The following is a 19,181-nucleotide window of genomic DNA, read 5'->3' on the forward strand; positions in this document are numbered from 1 at the left end:
GGGAAGGGTTGGTATCTCTGAAACGTGGCAGTGGCAGCAAGCTTGGCTGCGTTGGACGCAGCGGCATTCTGCCCAACAGACCAAGCGCAAGGCAATGGATGCCGGGAGAACCGGCAGGGCTTCAGGGATGCAGGGTGCCGGGGGCGTCGGGCGCAAGGGAACTGTCCCAGAGCCAACCGGCGGGCCTCCGGGATCCAGTGCGCGGGAGAAGCTGTGGTGCGCAACGGAGTTGGCTCAGCGGGAGAACCGGCAGGCCTCAGGGGCGCCGGAGTGGCGGTGGCGCGCAATGGGATTGGCTGAGCGAGGCAACCGGCGGGCCTCAAGGATGCGGGCGTGGGGAAGCGCTGGTGCGCAACGGAGTTGGCTCAGCGGGAGAATCGGTGGTTCTTCGGGAATGCCGGGTGTGATGGCACCACAGAGGAAGGGCGGGATGGAGGGCTGAAGTGTGGGCGGGGCAGGGGAAGCGGGGGTGGGGGTTTTGGAGCGGAAGGAGCACGGGCCTGGCGTTGCCGCCGGGAGATGCGGCGAGTGACCACATCGGACCGGCGCAATGATTGTTGCGCAAACCTCTGTGCTGACAGCAAAAGCGAGGGTGTGGATCAGGCTGGGGTGCCGTAGCCCATGGCGCGGGCGCGGACTACGGCCTCGCCGCGGTCGGCGGCTTGGAGTTTGCCGATGACGTTGGAGACGTGGTTGCGGACTGTTTTGGGGGCCAGGTGGAGTTGGCGGGCGATGACCTGGTTGCCCCAGCCTGCTGCCATCAGATCGAGAATTTCGCGCTCGCGCTCGGTGAGCTGGGCGATCGGCTGGCGGGTGGGGGGAATTGGGGTGGCGGCAAAGAAGCTGAGCACGCGGCGCGCTACGCCGGGGCCGAGGAAGACTGCCTCGCCTGAGGCGACGCTGTGCACGGCCCGTTCCAGCTCGGCCTTGTCGGCGCCTTTGACAAGGTAGCCGAGTGCCCCGGCGCGCAGGGCGGAGAAGACCGACTCGTCGTCGGAGTGCATGGTGAAGGCGAGCACCACGGTTTCGGGGACTGCGGCGAGCACCTGCCTGGTGGCTTCGACGCCGGAGATGCCGGGCAGGCCTAGGTCCATGAGTACCACGTCGGGGCGCAGCCGGGCCGCGTGCTGCACCGCCTCTTCGCCCGTGGTGGCCTCGCCCACCACTTCGATCGCGGAGGCGTGCAGGGCGGCGCGCACCCCGTCGCGCACCACCGGATGGTCGTCGACCACCAGAATCCGCACCGGCTTTTCCATCACACCCCCGCCGGGATCCGAGCCACGATTTCGGTGCCGCCTGTGGGCGGCGCGGAAATCCGGAGGTGCCCGCCCAGCTCGTCGGCGCGTTCGCGCATCGAGAGTAGACCGACGCCGGCCGGCGCCCGGTCGGGGTCGAAACCGCAGCCGTTGTCCTCCACGCTGATCCGAAGCTCCGATCCTGTGGTGGCGATGGACACGCGGCATTGGCTGGCTTTGGCATGGCGTACCACGTTGGTCATCGCCTCGGTGACGATGCGGTAGGCCGCCACTTCGGCGGCAGGGCCTGCGATCGCGGGCCCGGCGGGGCAGTCGACCTGGACGGCGACCCCGCTGGCCGACAGCGAGCGGGCCTGCTCGGCGACCACACCGGCCAGGCCGAGCTGGTCGAGGTCGGCCGGGCGCAGGCCGTCGACCGCGCGGCGCACGTCGCCCACACACCGGCGCAGCTCGTCCTTGATCCGCACGAACAGCGCCTCGCCTTGCGGGTCCAGAAAGCCGTGCAGCGCATCGAGTTGTAGGGTCAGCCCAGCGAGCACCGGGCCCAGCCCGTCGTGCAGGTCGCGGCGCAGCCGCAGCCGTTCCTGTTCCCTCGCGGCGACAAGCCTTTCCCGTGATCGGCGCAGGTCGTCGGTGAGCCGGGTGGCTCGGGCCAGCAGGGCCACTTGACGGCCGAGGTCGGCCAGCAGCGACCTTTCCCTGGCGTCGAAGTCGTCGCCCGGTTCCCGTCTCCCGACGAGCAGCCGGCCCTCGACCTCCCCGTGGGAGACCAGGCCCACCTCGACCGCGTCGGTCACCGGATCGCCGATCTCGACCGCGTCTCTGCCCGCGAGCTCGATGCGCACGTGCGGCACCCGCAACGCGGAACGCACGGTGGCCGCGGCGGCGGCCAGCACACTGCCCCCGTCGCCGGCCGCCTCGGTCCGTGCCCCCAGCGCAGCCAGGGGGCGTTCGGGGCGGCGCCGGTCGCCGAACAGCGCCCGGTCGACGCCGCGCTCGAGGCGCTCCTTGACCGGGGAAAGCCCCACCGCCACAATCGCGCTGGCCACCAGGGAAGCACCGGCGCCGCGAGCGGAGTCGAGCAGATGGGACACCGCGGCCAGCGAACCAGCGTAGGCGGCAAGCACCGCGCCGATGAGCACCGTGTAGACGATCGACCGGCGCAGCACCAGCTCGATGTCGAAGAGGCGATGCCGCACGATGGCAACGTAGGTGACCAGCGGCACCGTGGCCACCCAGGCCGCCTCGAAGTAGGCGCCGCGGTCGTCTTGCGGGCCAAGCATTTCGTTGAGGGCCAGATAGGCGGCGGCCAACGCGAGGATGAACAGCGCCCCCATGGCCAGCCAGGCCAGCTGGCGTCTGGTCGAAGCGTCGCCGGTGCCCCAGCGGATGAGCAATGACACGAAACCGGTCAGCGTGATCAGAACGCTGCCGAGCACGCACAGATCGACCACCCGGCCGGCCGCGTCGGCGGTGGCCGGGAAACCGGTGGCGACAATGGCCACACAGGTCACCGCCAGCAGCCCACCGGTGACCGGCAGCACCGGCCGCCAGTGTCGTGACGGCAGCTGCCCGTTCGGAAAGAGGAACAGCGGATAGGTGGTGCCGGCCAGCCATGCGGTGCCGAAGCAGAGCAGGCCCGCGGTCGCGAAGGCCGGCTGGTGCACCCACAGCGCGAAGCTGGTCAGTGCGGAGCCGAGTACGGTGCCCAGCCCCGCCGCCACGAAAAGCCACCCGACCGGGTTGGCGGGCTGATGCCGGACGATCAGGCCACCCACGACGGCGAAGGTGCTGAAAGCCAAGAGCCACACCGTGTCCGACAGCGCGCCCAGGTCGCCGGTGGCCTGGGCGAGCCCAGCGTTGACCGCCAACAGCAGGCCGAGCACGGCCGAGGCACCCCAGCCTGCGCGTCGCGCCACCCAGCCGATCACGTGTCCTCCTTCTTGATCGGCTCAGGCTACGGCTCGCGGTGTCCCAGGCACATGGGACGAACGACCCGGATGATCCCGGCCGCCCCGGTGGGTCGGACCAGGCATCTTCGCGGACCGGTGTCCGTCGTCCGCGGGACGCACCCCGCCCCAACCTCATTGGCATGACCACTCTTGTTTCGGCCCCGGCGAGCGCCACTGCCACCCGGCCTCGCGTCATTTTCTCCTCGTTGTGCGCCATCGCGCTCAGCCTTATCTCGTTCGGGGTCAGCGTGCCCGAGCTGCCGGAATCGACCACGGCCGAAGCCGCTCGCGGTTACCTGACCGACAACTCCGCCGCGTTGCGGCTCTTCGGCATCTCGATGGCGGCCTGCGCTGTCCTGCTGATTGTGGTGGTGGGTCAGCTGCGCTCGCTGATGGCCGCCGCGGAGGAGCGCCGCGGCTCGCTGCGCGACGTCGCCTTCGGGGCCGGAATCCTTTGCGCGGTATGGCTTCTGGTCTCCGGATCGTTCCATGCGGCGACTGTGTTCGACGGCATCGAGGGTCTGCCCGACGAGATCGTGCTGAGCTACTACGGGCTGATGTCCGTCGGTGACACGCTGGGTTCGGCCAGTACCTTCGCCAAGGGCGCGTTGATGCTTGCGGTCGGTCTCGCCGCCGTGCGGACCCGGTTCCTGCCGCGCTGGCTGGGCTGGCTGAGCATCGTGCTGGGGGCGATGGCCCTGGGCGGTGGCCTCGGCGTCGTGGACAACCCGGTCACCGGGGCGCTTTGGTACGCCGGCCTGATCGGCTTCGCCCTGTGGCCCCTGCTGATCGGGGTGACCCTGCTCGTCAAGTCGGTTAAGCGCGCTTGAGTTCTCCGCCCTCGGCCAGAGATATTGGCTTCGCCAATGGGTCTGGTCGAGGGCGCCACCGGATCGCGGTTGAGCACGATCGTGACAGCGGCGCCGCCTGTGCCCGGCCTAGCTTTGCCTTCGCCATAGTCACCAAGCGAAGGAAGGAAACAATGCTAGGCATACGAATGGCTCCCGTGCTGGTTGTCGTTTCGGTGGTGGCCGGGCTGGTGCCGGCCACGGCGGCGCAGGCGAATCCGGGCCCGCGCACCCTGTTCACCTGGCGTGGTGACCAGACGGGCGAGCGTTACGGCTTTGCCGTGAGCCAGCTTGCCGATGTGAACCGGGACGGCGCTGAGGAAGCGGTGATCGGGGCGCCGTTTCACACCGACGCCACCGGCGTGGTGGTGGGGATTGTCGAGGTCCGGTCCGGCCGAAGCGGCAATGTGCTGTTCCGCTTCACCGGGGCGCAGCTCGACAGCTTCGGCTATGCCGTCGCCGACGCGGGCGATGTGGACGGCGACGGCGTTCATGACATCGTGGCCGGTGCGCCCGGGGTAAGGGTTCTGGCCTGCAACTCGGCACCGCGAACAGGCCGGGCCTACGTCTTCTCCGGCCGCACCGGCGCGCAGCTGCTGATGGTCTCCGGAGCCGCGGCGGGGGACCAGTTCGGGGCCGCTGTCGGGGCGGTGGGCGATCTCAACCGGGATGGGCGCGGCGACATTCTGGTCGGGGCGCCGTGCCACGACGGCCCCAACGGTGTCGACGCCGGGGCGGCCTATGTCGTCTCGGGACGCGACGGCCAGATTCTGCGCCAGTACGACGGGGAGCAGGCTGGCGACGGATTCGGCTGGGGCACAGCGGGTCTGGGCGACATCGTGGGGAACCGTCCGGTGGACTACCTCGTCGGCGCGAAGGATGCCGGGCCGGGCGATCGCGGCTTGGCGTACGTCTACTCGGATCGCAGCGGGGAACAGCGTGCCGTGCTGCAGGGCGACGAGAGCACCTTCGACTTCGGCTGGTTCTTCGTGGCCACCGCCGGAGACGTGGACCGCGACGGGCGCGAGGACATCTACGTCGGTGACTTTTGCGCGCTCGATCCGGTGGGCGGCTGTACCAACCCGCGCGGGCAGGCCTATGTGTTCTCGGGCCGCACCTATCAGCAGATCCGGCTCTACACCGGGGTGGCCGACGGGGACGGGGCGGGTCCCGGTCGCTCGGCCGGCGATGTCAACCGCGACGGGTACGACGACGTGGCCGTGGGCCTTTACTCCAGCAGCGCGGGCGCGCAGTTCGGCGGGCGGGTCCAGGTGCGCTCGGGCCGCGACGGCGCGGTCCTCTACGACGACATCAGCACCATCGCGGGCGAGACGCTCGGCTATGACGTGGTGGGTTTGGGTGACGTCAACCGGGATCGCCGGGCCGACCTGCTCATCTCCGGGGCCACGCTGGACGTCGTCTATCTCAAGAGCACCTGACGCGCCCGAGCCTGCGACGGGGTGAACCCGAACGCACGGCGGAAGGTGTTGGTGTAATGGCTGTGGCTGCTGAACCCGTGCCGGGCAGCCACAGCCGACAGGTCGTCGCGGCCGAGCACCTCGGCGACGGAGGCCCGCAATCGCAGCTGCCGGCGGAATTGGCCGATGCTGTACCCGGTGTGGGCGCGAAACATCCGAGCGAGCGCGAAAGGGGAGTAGTGCACGGCCGCGGCGTATTCGGCCAGGCTTACCGGCCGGTGACCCGGGCTGGCCAGCAGCGATTTGAGCTGTTCGACGGCGGCGCGCTGGCGGGCGGGCAGGGCCGGCGGCTGGGCCAGGCCCAGGGCGCTCACCACGGTGGAGATGAGGTCCAGCACCCATTCTTCGGTCTGCTCGGCCGGCAGCGGCACCGTCTGGAGTAGACAGTGCCGGGCATAGCTGCCCGCGGCCAGCGGCAGATGGCGCAGCCGGGGCCATGACGTGCGCGGCCAGCCCTGTGCCAGCTCGTCGTCGATGATGATGAACAGGCACCGGTCACCGTGCTGGCTGATCAGCTCACGCCGGTAGTGGACATCCTGGTCATATAGCAGGATTTCATTGGCAGTGGCCACATAGCGATCGCCGCCGGCCGCGGTGATGGCCACCGCAGTCGACGGGATCACCAGATGCGCTTGGGCGCCTATCCAGTTCACCTCGGCCCAGCGCGGCGACTGCGGCGGGCAGCTGAACTCGCCGATCCGGTAGCCGCTGCCAGTGAAGAGCATCCGCTGGTGGGGATCGCGCATACCAACGGGACGCTCGGGGCGCAGCAATGAGTTGGTAAGGATTTGGCAAGGGCAGCGTGTGAGGCTTCGACCCGACTAGTGCTATGTAATTCTAGACATAGGCGGGGCGCTATGAAGGATCGACGGCTGCGCAGGTTGATCATCGTCTTGGTGACGACATCTCTCCTGATCACGGCGGCTCCACTGGGCCGGAAACCGGACCGGCCCGCCGAGTTTCCGTTGGCCGGGCTCTGGGCGGCGATCACCGCCCGCCCCGCCTGGTCGGTGGACCGTCCGGCAACGCCCAAACAGGAGCGTGGCGGGCCGACCGATGTGGCCGGAGTGGTCTCCCCGGACAAGACACGGGCAAACGGGGGCAATGGGCGCGGGCCGGGCCGTGGCATCGGCGAGCTGGGCGACTATGTCCCGCCGCGTGCCCCGTCGGCCAAACCCTCGACCACCGGGGCGATCGCAAGTGGCTTCGACGAGGGCACCAGCCGCCGCGTCGGCGGGACCAAGACATCTGATCTCTTCCGGAACGCGGATGGCTCGCTCACCCACAGCGTGAGCTCGCAGCCGGTGAACTTCAAGGCGGCGGACGGCTCCTGGCAGCCGATCGACGCGACCCTGGTCCGGCAAGGAGACCGGTTGCGGCCCAACGCTTCCGGCGTTCAGGTGTCCTTCGCCGGCAGCCGCCCCAAGGGCTTTGCCGGCGCGCCGCTCGCGGCCGAGGCCGGTGGCTCGGGCCGCTCCGAGCTGGCCGTGATCACGCTGCCCGGCGGGCAGGAGCTCGCCTACAGCCTGCAGGGCGCGGCGCCGGCCGATCCCACTGTGGCCGGGCCGACGGCCACCTACGCCGCGGTCATGCCGGGCATGGACATCGAGCTGAGCGCCTTCGGCGGAGGCCAGAAGGAGACCCTGATCCTGCACGAGCGGCCCGCCGTGAACTCGTGGGTCTTCCCGTTGCGGCTCAAGGGATTGCGCGCGATGCTGGACGCCGACGGCTCGATCTCGCTGCTGGACGATGCGGCCCGGACGGTCGCGAAGATCCCGCACGGCTACATGCAGGACTCGAAATTCCGGGAGGACGAGGGCGACTTCGTCAAGTCCGACGCGGTCAGTTATGAGCTGGTCGACGGGGCGCTCAAGGTGACCGCCGACCGCAAGTGGCTCGACGACCCGGCCCGGGTGTATCCGGTGCGCATCGATCCCACCACGACGGTCTCCACCGACGGCGATGTCACCATCGATCCCGACCCGGACACCCATGCCGCCGACCAGAACGGCACCTCCATCGCCGTCGGCTGGGACAGCAGTCTCGTGGGCAATCCACTTAGGAATGACATCAAGGTTTCCTACCTCGCTTTCGGTGACTTCAAGTCGGCCACCGGGGAGCACCCCAACCTGACCGGCATGCGGATCAGCGCCGCCACCCTCAACCTCTTCCACACCTGGACCCCATCGAGCAAATGCAACTCGCATCTGCCGTTCTCCGTGCACTCGGTCAACTCGAGCTGGACGGTGGCGGGGCTTTCCGACGCCTCCACCGGCCCCAGCGTCAGCCCGGCGATCGGCACCCTCACCGTGGCGAACAACTACCCGGCCTGTACCAACACTTCCGCCGACCGCAGCGTCGGCAACTGGGTGGCGGTGAATCTGACCGACCTGCGCATCTTCAACGCGTGGTCGCAGGGCGTGCTGCCCAACTACGGGCTCGCGCTGACCGCGTCCGGTTCCGACCACGGCGCCTTCAAAAGATTTACTTCTGAGAATTTTGCGGGTACCTGTAAAGGCCGCAACTGCCAGCCCTACCTTCGCGTGACCTATGCCCCCGACAGCAAGCCCCAGCTCAACGATGCGTTCCCGGCCAACGGTTACGCCAGCCCCACGCTGACCCCGGAGCTGCTCGCCGACGCGACCGACGCCGAGGGCGACCCGCTGACCTACCGCTTCCGCGTATACGACTCCACCGGTGCCCAGATAGCGGACTCCACCAGCACTTCGGCCCGCTCCTGGACGGTGCCGCCGAACCTGCTGAAGTGGTCGGAGAGTTACACCTGGACCGTCGTGGCCAGCGATGGCGTGGTCGCGACGGACACCAAGGTGAACGTGCTCATGACGACGCCGCCGCAACCACTCATCACGTCGAGGCTTTCGCAGAACCCGGGCAGCGGCATCGAGCCGAGCATCGGCAACTACACCACGACGGTGGTGGACGCCGACATCCCCACGGTGGGGCCGGCCCTGCGGGTGGAGCGGCACTACAACAGCCGTGACCCGCGCTCCGGCGTTTTCGGGTCGGGCTGGTCCTCGCTGCTGGACTCGAAAATCACCTTCGGCACGGGCCTTACCGGCAGCATGGACTGGCTGACCGTGACCTATCCGGACGGCCAGGACGTGGTCTTCGGCAGGCGCGCCGACGGATCCTACGCCCCGCCGCCCGGCCGCTTCGCCACGCTTCGCCAGCTCTACGATCCCGGCACCTTCGTCTTCGAGCTGGTGGAAAAGAACGGGCTGAAGTTCACCTTCACCAACCGGCCGAGCCCGTTCTACGACTTCACCGAACCGCGTCTGGTCTCCATCGAGGACCCGCACGGCCGGGCCCTGCTTTTGAAATACACCAAGGGAATTCACTGGGTCGACCCGATCCTCATGACCACGCTGCAGGTGATGTACTACCAGCGCGACAGCAACGGAAACGCGCTCGCCTCGTGGCCGGGGCGCAAGCTCAGCTTCACCTACTCGGGCACGAACGTGGAAACCATCTCCACCGAGCCGGCTACCGCGGGCGACACCAGCACGGTGAGCACCTGGTCCTACACCTATGACTCGGGCAAGCTGGTCAAGGTGTGCTCGCCCCACTCGGCCACGGCGTGCACCCGATACGAATACGGGGCCAACTGGCTCTACCCGACAGCGGTACAAGACGCCGACCCGCATACCTACCTTCGCCTCGACGACCCGGTGGGCAGCCCGGCCGCGATCAGCGAGCCGACCGACGGCAGCGAGAGCGCGACCGGGGTCTACCAGAATGTGGCTCTCGAACAGCAAGGCCCGCCCGGATCGCAGGCCAAGGCGGCCACCTTCGACGGCACCTCGTCGTTGGTGTCCATATCGGACAAAGCCGCGCTGCGGTCGGGGTACCAGACGATGTCCATGTGGTTCAAAGGAAGCAGCGGGGTCCTCTTCTCCGCCTCGGCGTCGCCCCTGCCCGGCGCAGCCTCCGGCACCTATGTTCCCGTGCTCTACATCGGCACCGACGGAAAGCTGCGCGGTCAGGTGTGGAACGGCGCGATGGCCCCGATCACGAGCACCGCGACGGTCAACGACGGCCAGTGGCACCATGTGGTGCTCTCGGCCGCGGGCGCGACCCAGACCCTTTACCTCGACGGGGTTCAGGTCGGCGACCCGCTGACCGGAGCGATCCAGTCGTTCGGGCAGAAGAACTTCTACCTGGGCGCCGGGTATTGGGCGAACTGGCCGTCCGCGAGCACCTCGAGCATCGGCTACTTCAACGGTTCCATAAGCGATTTCGCCTTCTACACCAAGCAGCTGACGGCCGACCAGGTCAAGGCGCTTCGCGGCGCCGGCCTCGCCCCGTCCACCCCGCTGACCAAGGTCATCAGGCCGATGGGCGGGGTGGACGCGGAGATCACCTATGACAGCTCGGGCGTGGTGAGCCAGCTGATCGATGAGAACCGGGGCACCTGGAAGGTCAGCCCGGCCGAGATAACCGGCTCGGACAACATCTATGCCTCGGCAGTGCTGGGCGGAGCGCCCGCCGACTATTGGCGGCTGGGTGAAACCGGTACCCCCCAGATAGCCCGCAACGAGCTCAACGGAGCTGATGCGTCCTTCAACCTGGTGACCCTCGGCGAGGAGGGCCCGTTCACCACCCGCACCGCGGCCCGCTTCAACGGGACATCCTCCTATCTGAAGCTGCCGTCGACCGATGTTCCCCAGGTCGGACCGGAGTCCATTTCCCTATGGTTCAAGGTGGATGCCGGTGGTTCCGGGGTGCTCTTCTCCTATCAGAGCGGGCTGCTGACCGATGTCGCCGGCACCGCCGGCTGGGATCCGGCCCTTTACGTGGGCACCGACGGCAAGCTGCGCGGACAGCTTTGGGCCGGGGGTGGGACGAGCGTCACCACCACGGGCAAGGTCGACGACGGCAACTGGCACCATGCCGTCCTCGCCTCGTCGTCAGCGTCGCAATCGCTTTACCTGGACGGCGTGAAGGTCGGCACCGTGGTGAAGAACCGGGTGGACTTCGGGGCGACGCACGCCTACATCGGGGCCGGCAAGTGGCTCAACTGGGCCTCCACCACCGGATCGGTCGGCTACTGGCCCGGCTCCATAGCCGAGGTCGCCTACTACCGCAGCGAGCTCACCGCCGGGGACGTGTCGGCCCAGTTCGCCGCCTACCAGAAGAGCACGGGTGCGCCCACCCGGACGGTCGTGCTGACCGATCCGGTGAACAAGGACTGGACCTACCGCTACGACAGCGTCAATGGCCGCCGGATCGTGGAGAGTGTCGATCCGCTTGGGGGCAAGACGGTCTACGGATACGACAGTGGCGGATTCCTGAGGTCCACCACCGACCCGATCGGCAATATGGAGGTAACCGGGCATGACGTGCGCGGCAATGTGGTCTCCAAGACCAGCTGTCAAGACCGATCGGCCAACAAGTGTTCGACGAGCTACTACACCTTCTACCCCGACGCCACCACCAAAACCCTTACCCCCGACGCCCGCAACGACCTTCCGCTGACGATTCGGGACGGTCGATCGCTCAAGGCCGATGACCCCACCTATCTGACCACCATGGGGTACGACGCGAAGGGCAACCGGACCGAGGTCATCGATGCGCTGGGCAGCAAGGTCCTCTCGGAGTTCACCGACGGCTCCGGCGGCGTGCCGGCCGGGCTGCTGAAGAAGGCCACGCTGCCCAACGGCGCCCAGGTGCTCACCACCTTCAACGCCTTCGGCGACATCGCCTACACCACCGACGCGGCCGGGCTGCGTACCGACTTCACCTACGACGGCCTGGGCGGTGCCGTGGCCAAGACCACCCTCGGCCTGGTCACCAGCTACCGCTTCGACAAGCTGGGCCGGATCGTGGAACAGACGGATCCGCCGTTCGACAACGACGTCACCAGCAATACTCACACCAGGAAGACCACGACCACGCTCGACAACGACGGCCGGGTGGTCGAGACCCGGGAGGTAGACACCACCGGCGACGACTCGGTGACCCCACGGGTGACGACGATGGACTATGGCACGCAACGGATGCTGAAGTCGGTCACCGACCCGGGCGGGCATGTGCAGCAGTTCGAGTACGACGACTCGGGGCGGATCACCAAGCAGATCGCGGCCGACGGGGTGGCGACGGTCTACTCCTACGACGCGGCAGGACGGCACATCAAGTCCGAGCTGGCCGGCTCGCCCGACAGCGCCACGGCAGCCAACACCGATATCGAGTCGCGCCAGTACGATCTCGCGGGCCGGCTGGCCGTGATCACCGACGCGCAGGGCTACCGCCACGAGTACACGTACACCGACAACGGGTTGGTGGCGAGCATCGTGCGGCGCGATCCCGCACCCGGGCCCGAATCGGTCTTCGTCCTCGAGTCCAATGTGTACGATGGCGCGGGCAACCTGATCAGCAAGGTGACCAACAACGGTGCGTCGACGACGGATTACACGGTCGATCAGCTCAGCCGGGTCACCGAGGCGCTGCTCGACCCGGCCGGGCTCAAACGCAAGCAGAGCATGACCTACGGCTCGCATGGCGGGGTCGTCTCGACCACGCTGTCGGACTCGGCCGGTACCCAGACCGCCGACTACTCCTACGATCTGGCCGGGCGCATGCTCTCGCAGAGCATCCGGATGCCGGCCGCGACGGGCGGGCCCTCCGGCGCGTGGCAGCTGAACGAGACCACCGGCACCACGGCCGCCGACTCCTCCCCGGCGGCCCGCACCGGCACCCTCAACGGCAGCGTCACCTGGTCGGACGGCGGGGCGGCCTTCACCGGCACCAGCAATGTGTCGGTGCCGGGCCCGGTGCTGACCACGACGGCCTCCTACACCGTATCGGCGTGGGTGAAGCTGACCGACAACGCCGTCTACCGCAGCGCTGTGTCGATCGACGGCACCAAGACATCGGCCTTCTACCTCGGCTATTCCAAGGCCGTCAACAAGTGGCGGATCTCCGGATGCAACACCGACGTCTCTCCCACGTCGTGTGTCAACGCGGTCTCCAACGCTGCGATCCAGCTCAATGTCTGGACGCAGCTCACCGGCGTCTACAACCAGTCCGCCCACACCCTCAAGCTCTACGTCAACGGGGTGCCGCAACAGTCGGTCGCCTACACGGCCTGGGCCGCCACCGGCAGTCTCGCCATCGGCCGCGGCAAGACCGGCGGCGTCAACTCCGATCAGTGGCAGGGCGGGGTCGACAACGTCCAGGCCTACCAACGGGTGCTGACCGACGCGGAGATCGCGCTTCTCTACACCGGCGGGCGCAGCGGCGGGGCACTGTCCAGCCAGGCGATCACCAGCACGGTGCTGCGCGACACACTGGGCCGGGTGACCCAGCAGACCGACCCCAACGGCAACGTCACCAAGTATTTCTACGACTCGGCGGATCGCCTGGTGCGAACCGAACAGCCGTCGGTCAGCGCGGAGGAACACGGCGTGGCGGCCGTCCCGTCGTTCCCGGTGCAGCGGTCCGGCTACAACACCTTCGGCGAGCTGGTCGACACCAAGGATGCCAAGGGCCGGGTCGTCAGCCTGACGCGCGACACCAGCGGCTGGGTGATCGCCACGAAGCTGCCCACCAACGACGGCATGACCCCCCGCTACACCACCAGCTATGACGCGGTGGGGCGGGTCAAAACCCAAACGGATCCGTTCCTCAAAGCGACCTCCTACGACTACGACCGGATGGGCCGGCTCAAGACGGTCACCACCCCCGACACCGGCGTCTCCCGATTCGCCTACGACCTGCTCGGCAACCTGACCTCGTCGACCGATCCCACCGGCGCGGTGACCGAGGCGACCTACGACCCGCTGGGCCGGCAGACCACGCTGACTCAGATCGTGCGGCAGCCCACAGCTGTCCCGCCCACCCCGGTTTTGCGCACCACCAACGTTTTCTACAGCAACTTCGCCACACCCGATCGGGTGGTCTCGCCCAAGGGCGTCACCTCCGAAACCACCTACAACGCGGCAGGCGAAACGGTATGGGCCAAGAGCCCGGCCGGGAACTACACCGACTACCGCTACGACTATGCCGGCCGGCCCACCTGGGTCTTCCCCGCCCTGGGCGCGGTGGAGAAGCTCGAATACGACAGCGCCGGGCGTCGGATGACGCACCGGCTCTACACCCCGGGCCCGGGACGGGCCGGCACCCCGGGGGCGCAGATCGACAGCGAATCGGTGGCCTACGACAACAACGGCAACGTGACGTCGGCAACCGACTTCCGCGGCAACACCACCTCGTTCACCTATGACGCCAGGGGACTGCTGGCCACCCAGACCGAGCCGGAGTCGATAACCACCTCGTTCGGTTACGACCTGTCGGGCGCGCCGACCCGGTTCACCGATGGCCGGGGCAATCGGTTCTGGACCACGTACAACGGGTGGGGGATGGAGAAGTCGCGTATCGAACCGCAGACCGCCGACTATCCCGAAAGCACCTTCACCACCGCCTACGACCTCGCCGGCCGAGTGGCGCGGCAAACCCGGCCAGGCAACGTCACCCTCACCTACAGCACCGACACCATGGGCCGGGTCACGAAGATCGTTGGCGACGGCGCGGAGGCGGCCACCGCCAACCGCACCTTCGGCTACGACCTCGCCGGCCGGGTCACCTCGCTGCCCGGGATGGCGCTGTCCTATGACGACACGGGTCTGCTGCTGAAGGTGACCGGGGCCTCGGGCAACTCCGAATTCGAGTACAACGAGGACGGTCAGATGGCCGTCCGCAAGGATGACGCGGGGACCACCTCCTACGACTACACCTTCGGCCGGCTCGCCCACATGAGCAACACCGGGACCGGGGTGGACGCATCGGTCGCGTACAACGCGCTGGAACAGGCCGAGGCCATCACCTACGGCGGCAGTAGCGCGAACGTGCGCCGGTTCGGTTACGACGACCGGCACCGCCTGCGCACCGACGAGCTCAAGACCAGCTTGGGCGCCTCGATCGGAAAGATCACCTACGGCTGGGACGACAACGGCAACGAAACCTCCAAGACCACTGTCGGGTTTGGAGCGTCGGGCTCCGCGGCCAATGTCTACACCTACGACAACGCCAACCGGTTGACCTCGTGGACCAGCGGGCCGGCCACGGCCTCCTACGGCTATGACAAGTCGGGCAACCGTACGTCGGCCAACGGGAAGACGTTCACCTACAACGAACGCAACCAGCTGAAGACCTCGTCCGACGGTCTCACCTACAGCTACACCGAACGCGGCAGCCGGCTCAGCACCACCAGCACCGCCACCGGTACGGTCACCCCCACCGCGGTTTCGGATGCCTTCGATCAGGTGGTGCGGCAGTACTACTCGGCCACCGAGTTCTCCGAGTTCACCTATGACGGGCTCGGGCGGGCCATCAAGCCCGGATTCGCTTACAGCGGCTTGGAAAACGACCTCGCCAAGGACGGCGCCAACCTCTACACCCGCGATCCGGGCGGCGGGCTGGTGGGCGTCAAGCAGGTCGGCGGATCCTCCGCCCTGGCCTGGACCGACCTGCATTCCGACGTGGTCGGCCAGTTCACCTCGACCGGCTCCGCGCTGACCGGTTCGGCGGTCTACGACCCGCTGGGCAAGGTGCTGGAGTCCACGCCGGGAATGCTCGGCAATCTCGGTTACCAGTCGGAGTGGACCGATCCGCAAACCGACCGGGTCAACATGCACTCCCGTTGGTACAACCCGGACACGGGCCAGTTCGACTCCCGCGACAGCTGGAACATCTCGGCGACCCCCAGCTCGGGCGACGCCAACCGGTACTCCTACACCAACCAGAACCCGCTGACGAATCAGGACCCGACCGGCCACATGCGCGACGCGCATGACGCCTTCGGCAACCCCGGCTATTGCTCGCAAACTCCCGAGACGGCGAAATCGTGCAGCGACGGCTTCAACAAGGGCAAGACCGGTGATCCGGCGAAGGACTGTGGCAAGAACAAGGCGAGGTGCTTCGTCAAGGGCGTGATGAGCGAGTTCAATATCATCAGCATGATCGGTGACATCATCTCGCTGGTCGATTCGATCTCTGACCTGGACAAGGCCTGGGCTGACATCAAGGAGGGCTGGGAGGAGCTCAAGAAGCAAGCCGCCTCGTGGGGTGACAAACTTCGCGACGAGGCCGGGATGCCATCGATTCTGGCCACCGTGCTCGGCTGGGTGTGTGTGGTCAGCGGCGCTTGCGAGGGCATCAACGCTTGTATCAACAACGGGCCGAGCGAGTGCGCCTATCACGTGGGCGCGGGCGTCGCCAAGGTCGCCACGACCTATCTATCCGGCGGCGTGAAGAACTTCCTCGATCGAGTTCGATCGATGGCAAAGGATCTGTTCGATCGCAAGCACAGGGACAAGGACAAGAGCACCAACGACGACAAGAAGGACGGCGACAAGGCCGACTCCGGCGGCGGCCCCTCGGCGCCCTCCACCCCACACAAGGCGACCGACCGTAACCGGCCGCCGGAAGAGCGAGACTGGGACGACCCCGCGCCCGACAAGGGTCCCCCCGGCCCAGGCAAGAAGGACAAGGACAACGATGCCGGCGACGGGGATGCCGACGAATTCGGCCCGGAAGTCTGCGATCGGTTGCCGCGGCACAGCTTTGACCCGGCGACCCAGGTGCTCATGGCCGACGGTTCGGTCAAGGCGATCGGCGACATCCGCATCGGCGACAAGGTGGTCGCCACCGACCCGGTCACCGGCGAAACCTCGGCCCAACCCGTCACCGCCCTGCACGCCAACCTCGACGACGACCTGACCAACGTCACCGTCGGCGAAGGCGAAGGCGACCGCAGCACCCGCGGCCCGACCGCGGTGACCCTGGAAACCACCGACCACCATCCCTTCTGGGACGCCACCACCCGCACCTGGACCGACGCCGCCCAGCTGACCCCCGGCAAGTCCACTGTCATCGGGCCTGACGGGCGAACCCTGGTCGTCAAAGCCGTAGCCGCCATCGACGGCGCCAAGCTCATGCGCGACCTCACTGTCGCCACCGTCCACACCTACTACGTCCTGGCCGGCCAGACCCCGATCCTTGTCCACAACATCTGCGACAACGAGCCCGACAAGGCGGTGCTGCATTGGTATCCCGACGACGGGCACGCGTACATAGAAACCATCGTCAACGGACTCTCGTATGTGACCCACTCGCGGATAATCAAGGATTCGAGGAAATTCTTCACCGAGGTGGTCGAGATGCCTCATGAGCTTAATCCCGGCGCCCACCCGGTTCCCTTCATACTTCGGGACGGCCCTGCGGCCAGGCGCTATCAGGAACGCAGCCTCGGACCCACCGTTGTAGAATTCGATCTAGACTTGAACAGCTGCCTGACTCATTGTGCGCGGGTTGCTCAAGCCGGTGGCGCCGAGGAATTCCCGATCGACTGGAACGATGAGCAGCTGACCGAGAAGGCAAAACAATCGATTCCACCAAACATTTATCGCCCATGAGCGTAGGAGTAGGACGAATGGGTCAGTCATACTATTCCTTCTTTTCGCCTATGCTCGACGACTCCGGCCTCGGCTTGGACACCACTGCCTTGGTGGGCAAGCTCATCACCTGCAACGCCGAGCTCAATGCGCTTCTTGCTGGATCAAAAGGAGTCCTGGAGCGCGGGGTTTGGGTCGACTTTGCTGACGGCCTGAGCAATTGCCGGCGGCGATGCGAGGCGGCGTGGGCCCGTTACGCGGAAATCGACTTTCCCACCACAGAAGATCGGGCTCACCTCGATGAGGCGTTCGCGGCGTCAGTTGCCCAGATGCAAGATCTGATCTCGCGATTCCCCCACGCTTCAAGCTGAATGAGCTCGACGGGGCCGGCCGGCGCGCGCCGGCCGGCCCCGACCCTGAGGAAGGTTTAGCGGAGGTACCAGATCTGGGGCGGGGTTTGGTTCGCCGTCCAGATCCGCACCTGACGATCCTGCTCGTAGGGCGCGGCGTCTATGCCGCGCTCTTTGTGCGCCTCGTCGTATACCTTGGCGTTGTAGAAGAAGTAGCCGCCGCCCTGGGCCTCAACGATGATCCAGGACTGGCGGTAGGTGTCCATTCGGCAGTCGTACTGGTCGATTCGTGCGCCGCTGTTGGTGGCGCCGTTGTGCGGCTCGATGCATTTTCCGGTGTGGTTGCTGCGAAGCCGGTAGATGTTGCGAGTTCTGCGGTCGACGCAGGTGTTGCCCTGGCTGGCGAAGCAGAACGTCACCGTGGCCTCGTAGTCGATGATCCACTGGGTCCAGGCCAGCGGTGACTGGTCGCAGGGATGGTGCCAGATCGGGTTGGAGTTGACGGAGCTTCCGCCGACCACCGTCAGACAGTCGTTGTACTGGGCGTTGACCAGCTGGTGTACGCCGGTGACCTCGCTGATGGTGGCTGCGGCATGAGCCTGCGTGGCAGGTATGGCGACCAGCATCGAGCACAGGGTGGCCAGGGTGAGCAGGATCCGTCTCATCACGGATGTTCCTCCTTTCGTCGATGCCGAGTGGCATCGGGCTCGATGATCGAACTTTCGGAGGAATGGCGATAGATGAAGATGGATTACCTAGACGGCTCGCAGCAGCGGGCGAATGCCCCAGCGTGATCGGCGATAGATCAGCCGGCGAGGGGCGGTGGGGCAATGGGTCAATGTGGCTTATCTATTGGGTGGGTTGCCAGGACTTTTACCGTCGGCCCATGTGGATTCCTGCAAGGACACGTCCTGTGTCGCGAATACTCGCGGTGCTCATAGCGCTCACGCTAGGTAGCGTTGTGGCGGCCGCGCCGGCGTCGGCGGCGACCTGTGCCACCAACGGCCATGTCTATTACAACCCGTATCCGCTTTACATCAAGTATGAGTTCGACCCGGTCGACGGCACCCCCTACGAGTTCTTCAAGGGCCCCTTCCCTTCCGGGAGCACCTTCCATGTCAGGCTCGGCGGCAACGGGCTCAAGCCGGGCACGGCGCTGATCTGGAGGCTCTACGACAAGGACGGCGTGAACTTCCGCAACTTCGGGATCTTCGTGCGCAGCAACTGCGTGGCCCAGGAGCAGACCTTTGAGATCTCGGCGGAGCCGGGCACGATCGTCACCTTCAAGGCCAACTACGACGCGGGCAACACGGGCGCCCAGATCCGGGACCAGAACCACTTCAGGATCGTGTTCCCGAGGTTTGGATAGCCATGGTCGACGACAAGGAGGTAATCGCATGAGCCGCGCAAGAATGGCGGTGGCCATGATGGTGGCCGTGCTGGTCGGGGGTGTCGCCAGCGGGGTTGCCGCCCAGCCGGCGCTGGCCGCGTGCGCCACCGACGGCCACGTCTATCTGACCTCGCCGGGCCCCTTTGCGTACAGGTTCGAAACCGATCCGGTCGACAACTTTCCCACCCTGATCGCGGTCCCTTTCGTCCCCATGCAGAACGTCTCGCTTCTGCTCAAGGTGGGCGGAAACGGCATCAAGCCCGGGACCACACCGACCTGGAACGTCTATCGGCCGGACAACACCTTCGTGAAGACGATCAGGGCCAACAAGGCGGGCAGCAACTGTGTCGCCAACGAGCGGGAGCAGGAGCTGGGGCAGGAGTTCGAAGGATTGTTCATCTTCAAGGCCAGCTACGACGCCGGAAACAGCGGCCGGGCCGTCCGTGGGCAGAACCACTTCGTCGTCCACTTCGATCCGACCATTCCTCCTTTCTGA

At 66.9% G+C, this 19,181-nt stretch carries 10 protein-coding genes; 6 read left to right on the plus strand and 4 right to left on the minus strand.

Features of this window, described 5'->3' with window-relative positions; genetic code table 11:
- Window positions 1-599: 599 nt before the first annotated feature.
- Window positions 600-1,244 carry a response regulator gene (locus tag Rhe02_RS44100; RefSeq protein WP_239124452.1) on the minus strand — a complete coding sequence of 215 codons (645 nt, stop codon included), beginning with the start codon at window positions 1,242-1,244 and terminating at the stop codon, window positions 600-602.
- 11 nt (window positions 1,245-1,255) lie between these two features.
- Window positions 1,256-3,187, minus strand: coding sequence for a sensor histidine kinase (locus tag Rhe02_RS44105; protein ID WP_203914519.1), 1,932 nt, complete (start codon window positions 3,185-3,187; stop codon window positions 1,256-1,258).
- A 161-nt stretch (window positions 3,188-3,348) separates the two neighbouring features.
- Here Rhe02_RS44105 and Rhe02_RS44110 point away from each other — a divergent pair, with 161 nt between their 5' ends.
- Both Rhe02_RS44110 and Rhe02_RS44115 read left to right on the plus strand, forming a co-directional pair.
- A complete protein-coding gene (locus tag Rhe02_RS44110; protein WP_203914520.1) occupies window positions 3,349-4,038 on the plus strand; it encodes a hypothetical protein in 690 nt (229 codons plus the stop codon).
- Window positions 4,039-4,190: 152 nt separating this feature from the next.
- Window positions 4,191-5,495 (plus strand): integrin alpha, encoded by a 1,305-nt coding sequence (locus Rhe02_RS44115; protein WP_203914521.1) that lies wholly within the window; start codon window positions 4,191-4,193, stop codon window positions 5,493-5,495.
- Here the strand turns inward: Rhe02_RS44115 and Rhe02_RS44120 are convergent.
- The gene (locus Rhe02_RS44120) at window positions 5,477-6,280 is read right to left on the minus strand and encodes a helix-turn-helix transcriptional regulator (protein ID WP_203914522.1); all 804 of its coding nucleotides are present in this window, start codon (window positions 6,278-6,280) and stop codon (window positions 5,477-5,479) included. The two genes, Rhe02_RS44115 and Rhe02_RS44120, sit on opposite strands and share 19 nt — an antisense overlap.
- A gap of 150 nt (window positions 6,281-6,430) precedes the next feature.
- Here Rhe02_RS44120 and Rhe02_RS44125 point away from each other — a divergent pair, with 150 nt between their 5' ends.
- Together Rhe02_RS44125 and Rhe02_RS44130 are read left to right on the plus strand one after the other, a co-directional pair.
- Entirely contained in the window at window positions 6,431-16,966 is a 10,536-nt protein-coding gene (locus Rhe02_RS44125; protein ID WP_203914523.1) for a LamG-like jellyroll fold domain-containing protein, read from the plus strand.
- A gap of 17 nt (window positions 16,967-16,983) precedes the next feature.
- A complete protein-coding gene (locus Rhe02_RS44130; protein WP_203914524.1) occupies window positions 16,984-17,316 on the plus strand; it encodes a hypothetical protein in 333 nt (110 codons plus the stop codon).
- 56 nt (window positions 17,317-17,372) lie between these two features.
- On the opposite strand, the gene Rhe02_RS44135 is transcribed toward Rhe02_RS44130, so the two are convergent.
- Window positions 17,373-17,960: an RICIN domain-containing protein gene (locus Rhe02_RS44135; protein ID WP_239124453.1), complete on the minus strand. Its 588-nt coding sequence runs from the start codon at window positions 17,958-17,960 to the stop codon at window positions 17,373-17,375.
- A gap of 248 nt (window positions 17,961-18,208) precedes the next feature.
- On the opposite strand from Rhe02_RS44135, the gene Rhe02_RS44140 reads away from it, so the two are divergent.
- On the plus strand, window positions 18,209-18,664 hold the full coding sequence (locus tag Rhe02_RS44140) for a hypothetical protein (protein ID WP_203914526.1): 456 nt from the start codon (window positions 18,209-18,211) through the stop codon (window positions 18,662-18,664).
- A 28-nt stretch (window positions 18,665-18,692) separates the two neighbouring features.
- Window positions 18,693-19,181 carry a hypothetical protein gene (locus tag Rhe02_RS44145; protein ID WP_203914527.1) on the plus strand — a complete coding sequence of 163 codons (489 nt, stop codon included), beginning with the start codon at window positions 18,693-18,695 and terminating at the stop codon, window positions 19,179-19,181.

The organism is Rhizocola hellebori, assembly GCF_016862955.1.
Lineage (GTDB): Bacteria > Actinomycetota > Actinomycetes > Mycobacteriales > Micromonosporaceae > Rhizocola > Rhizocola hellebori.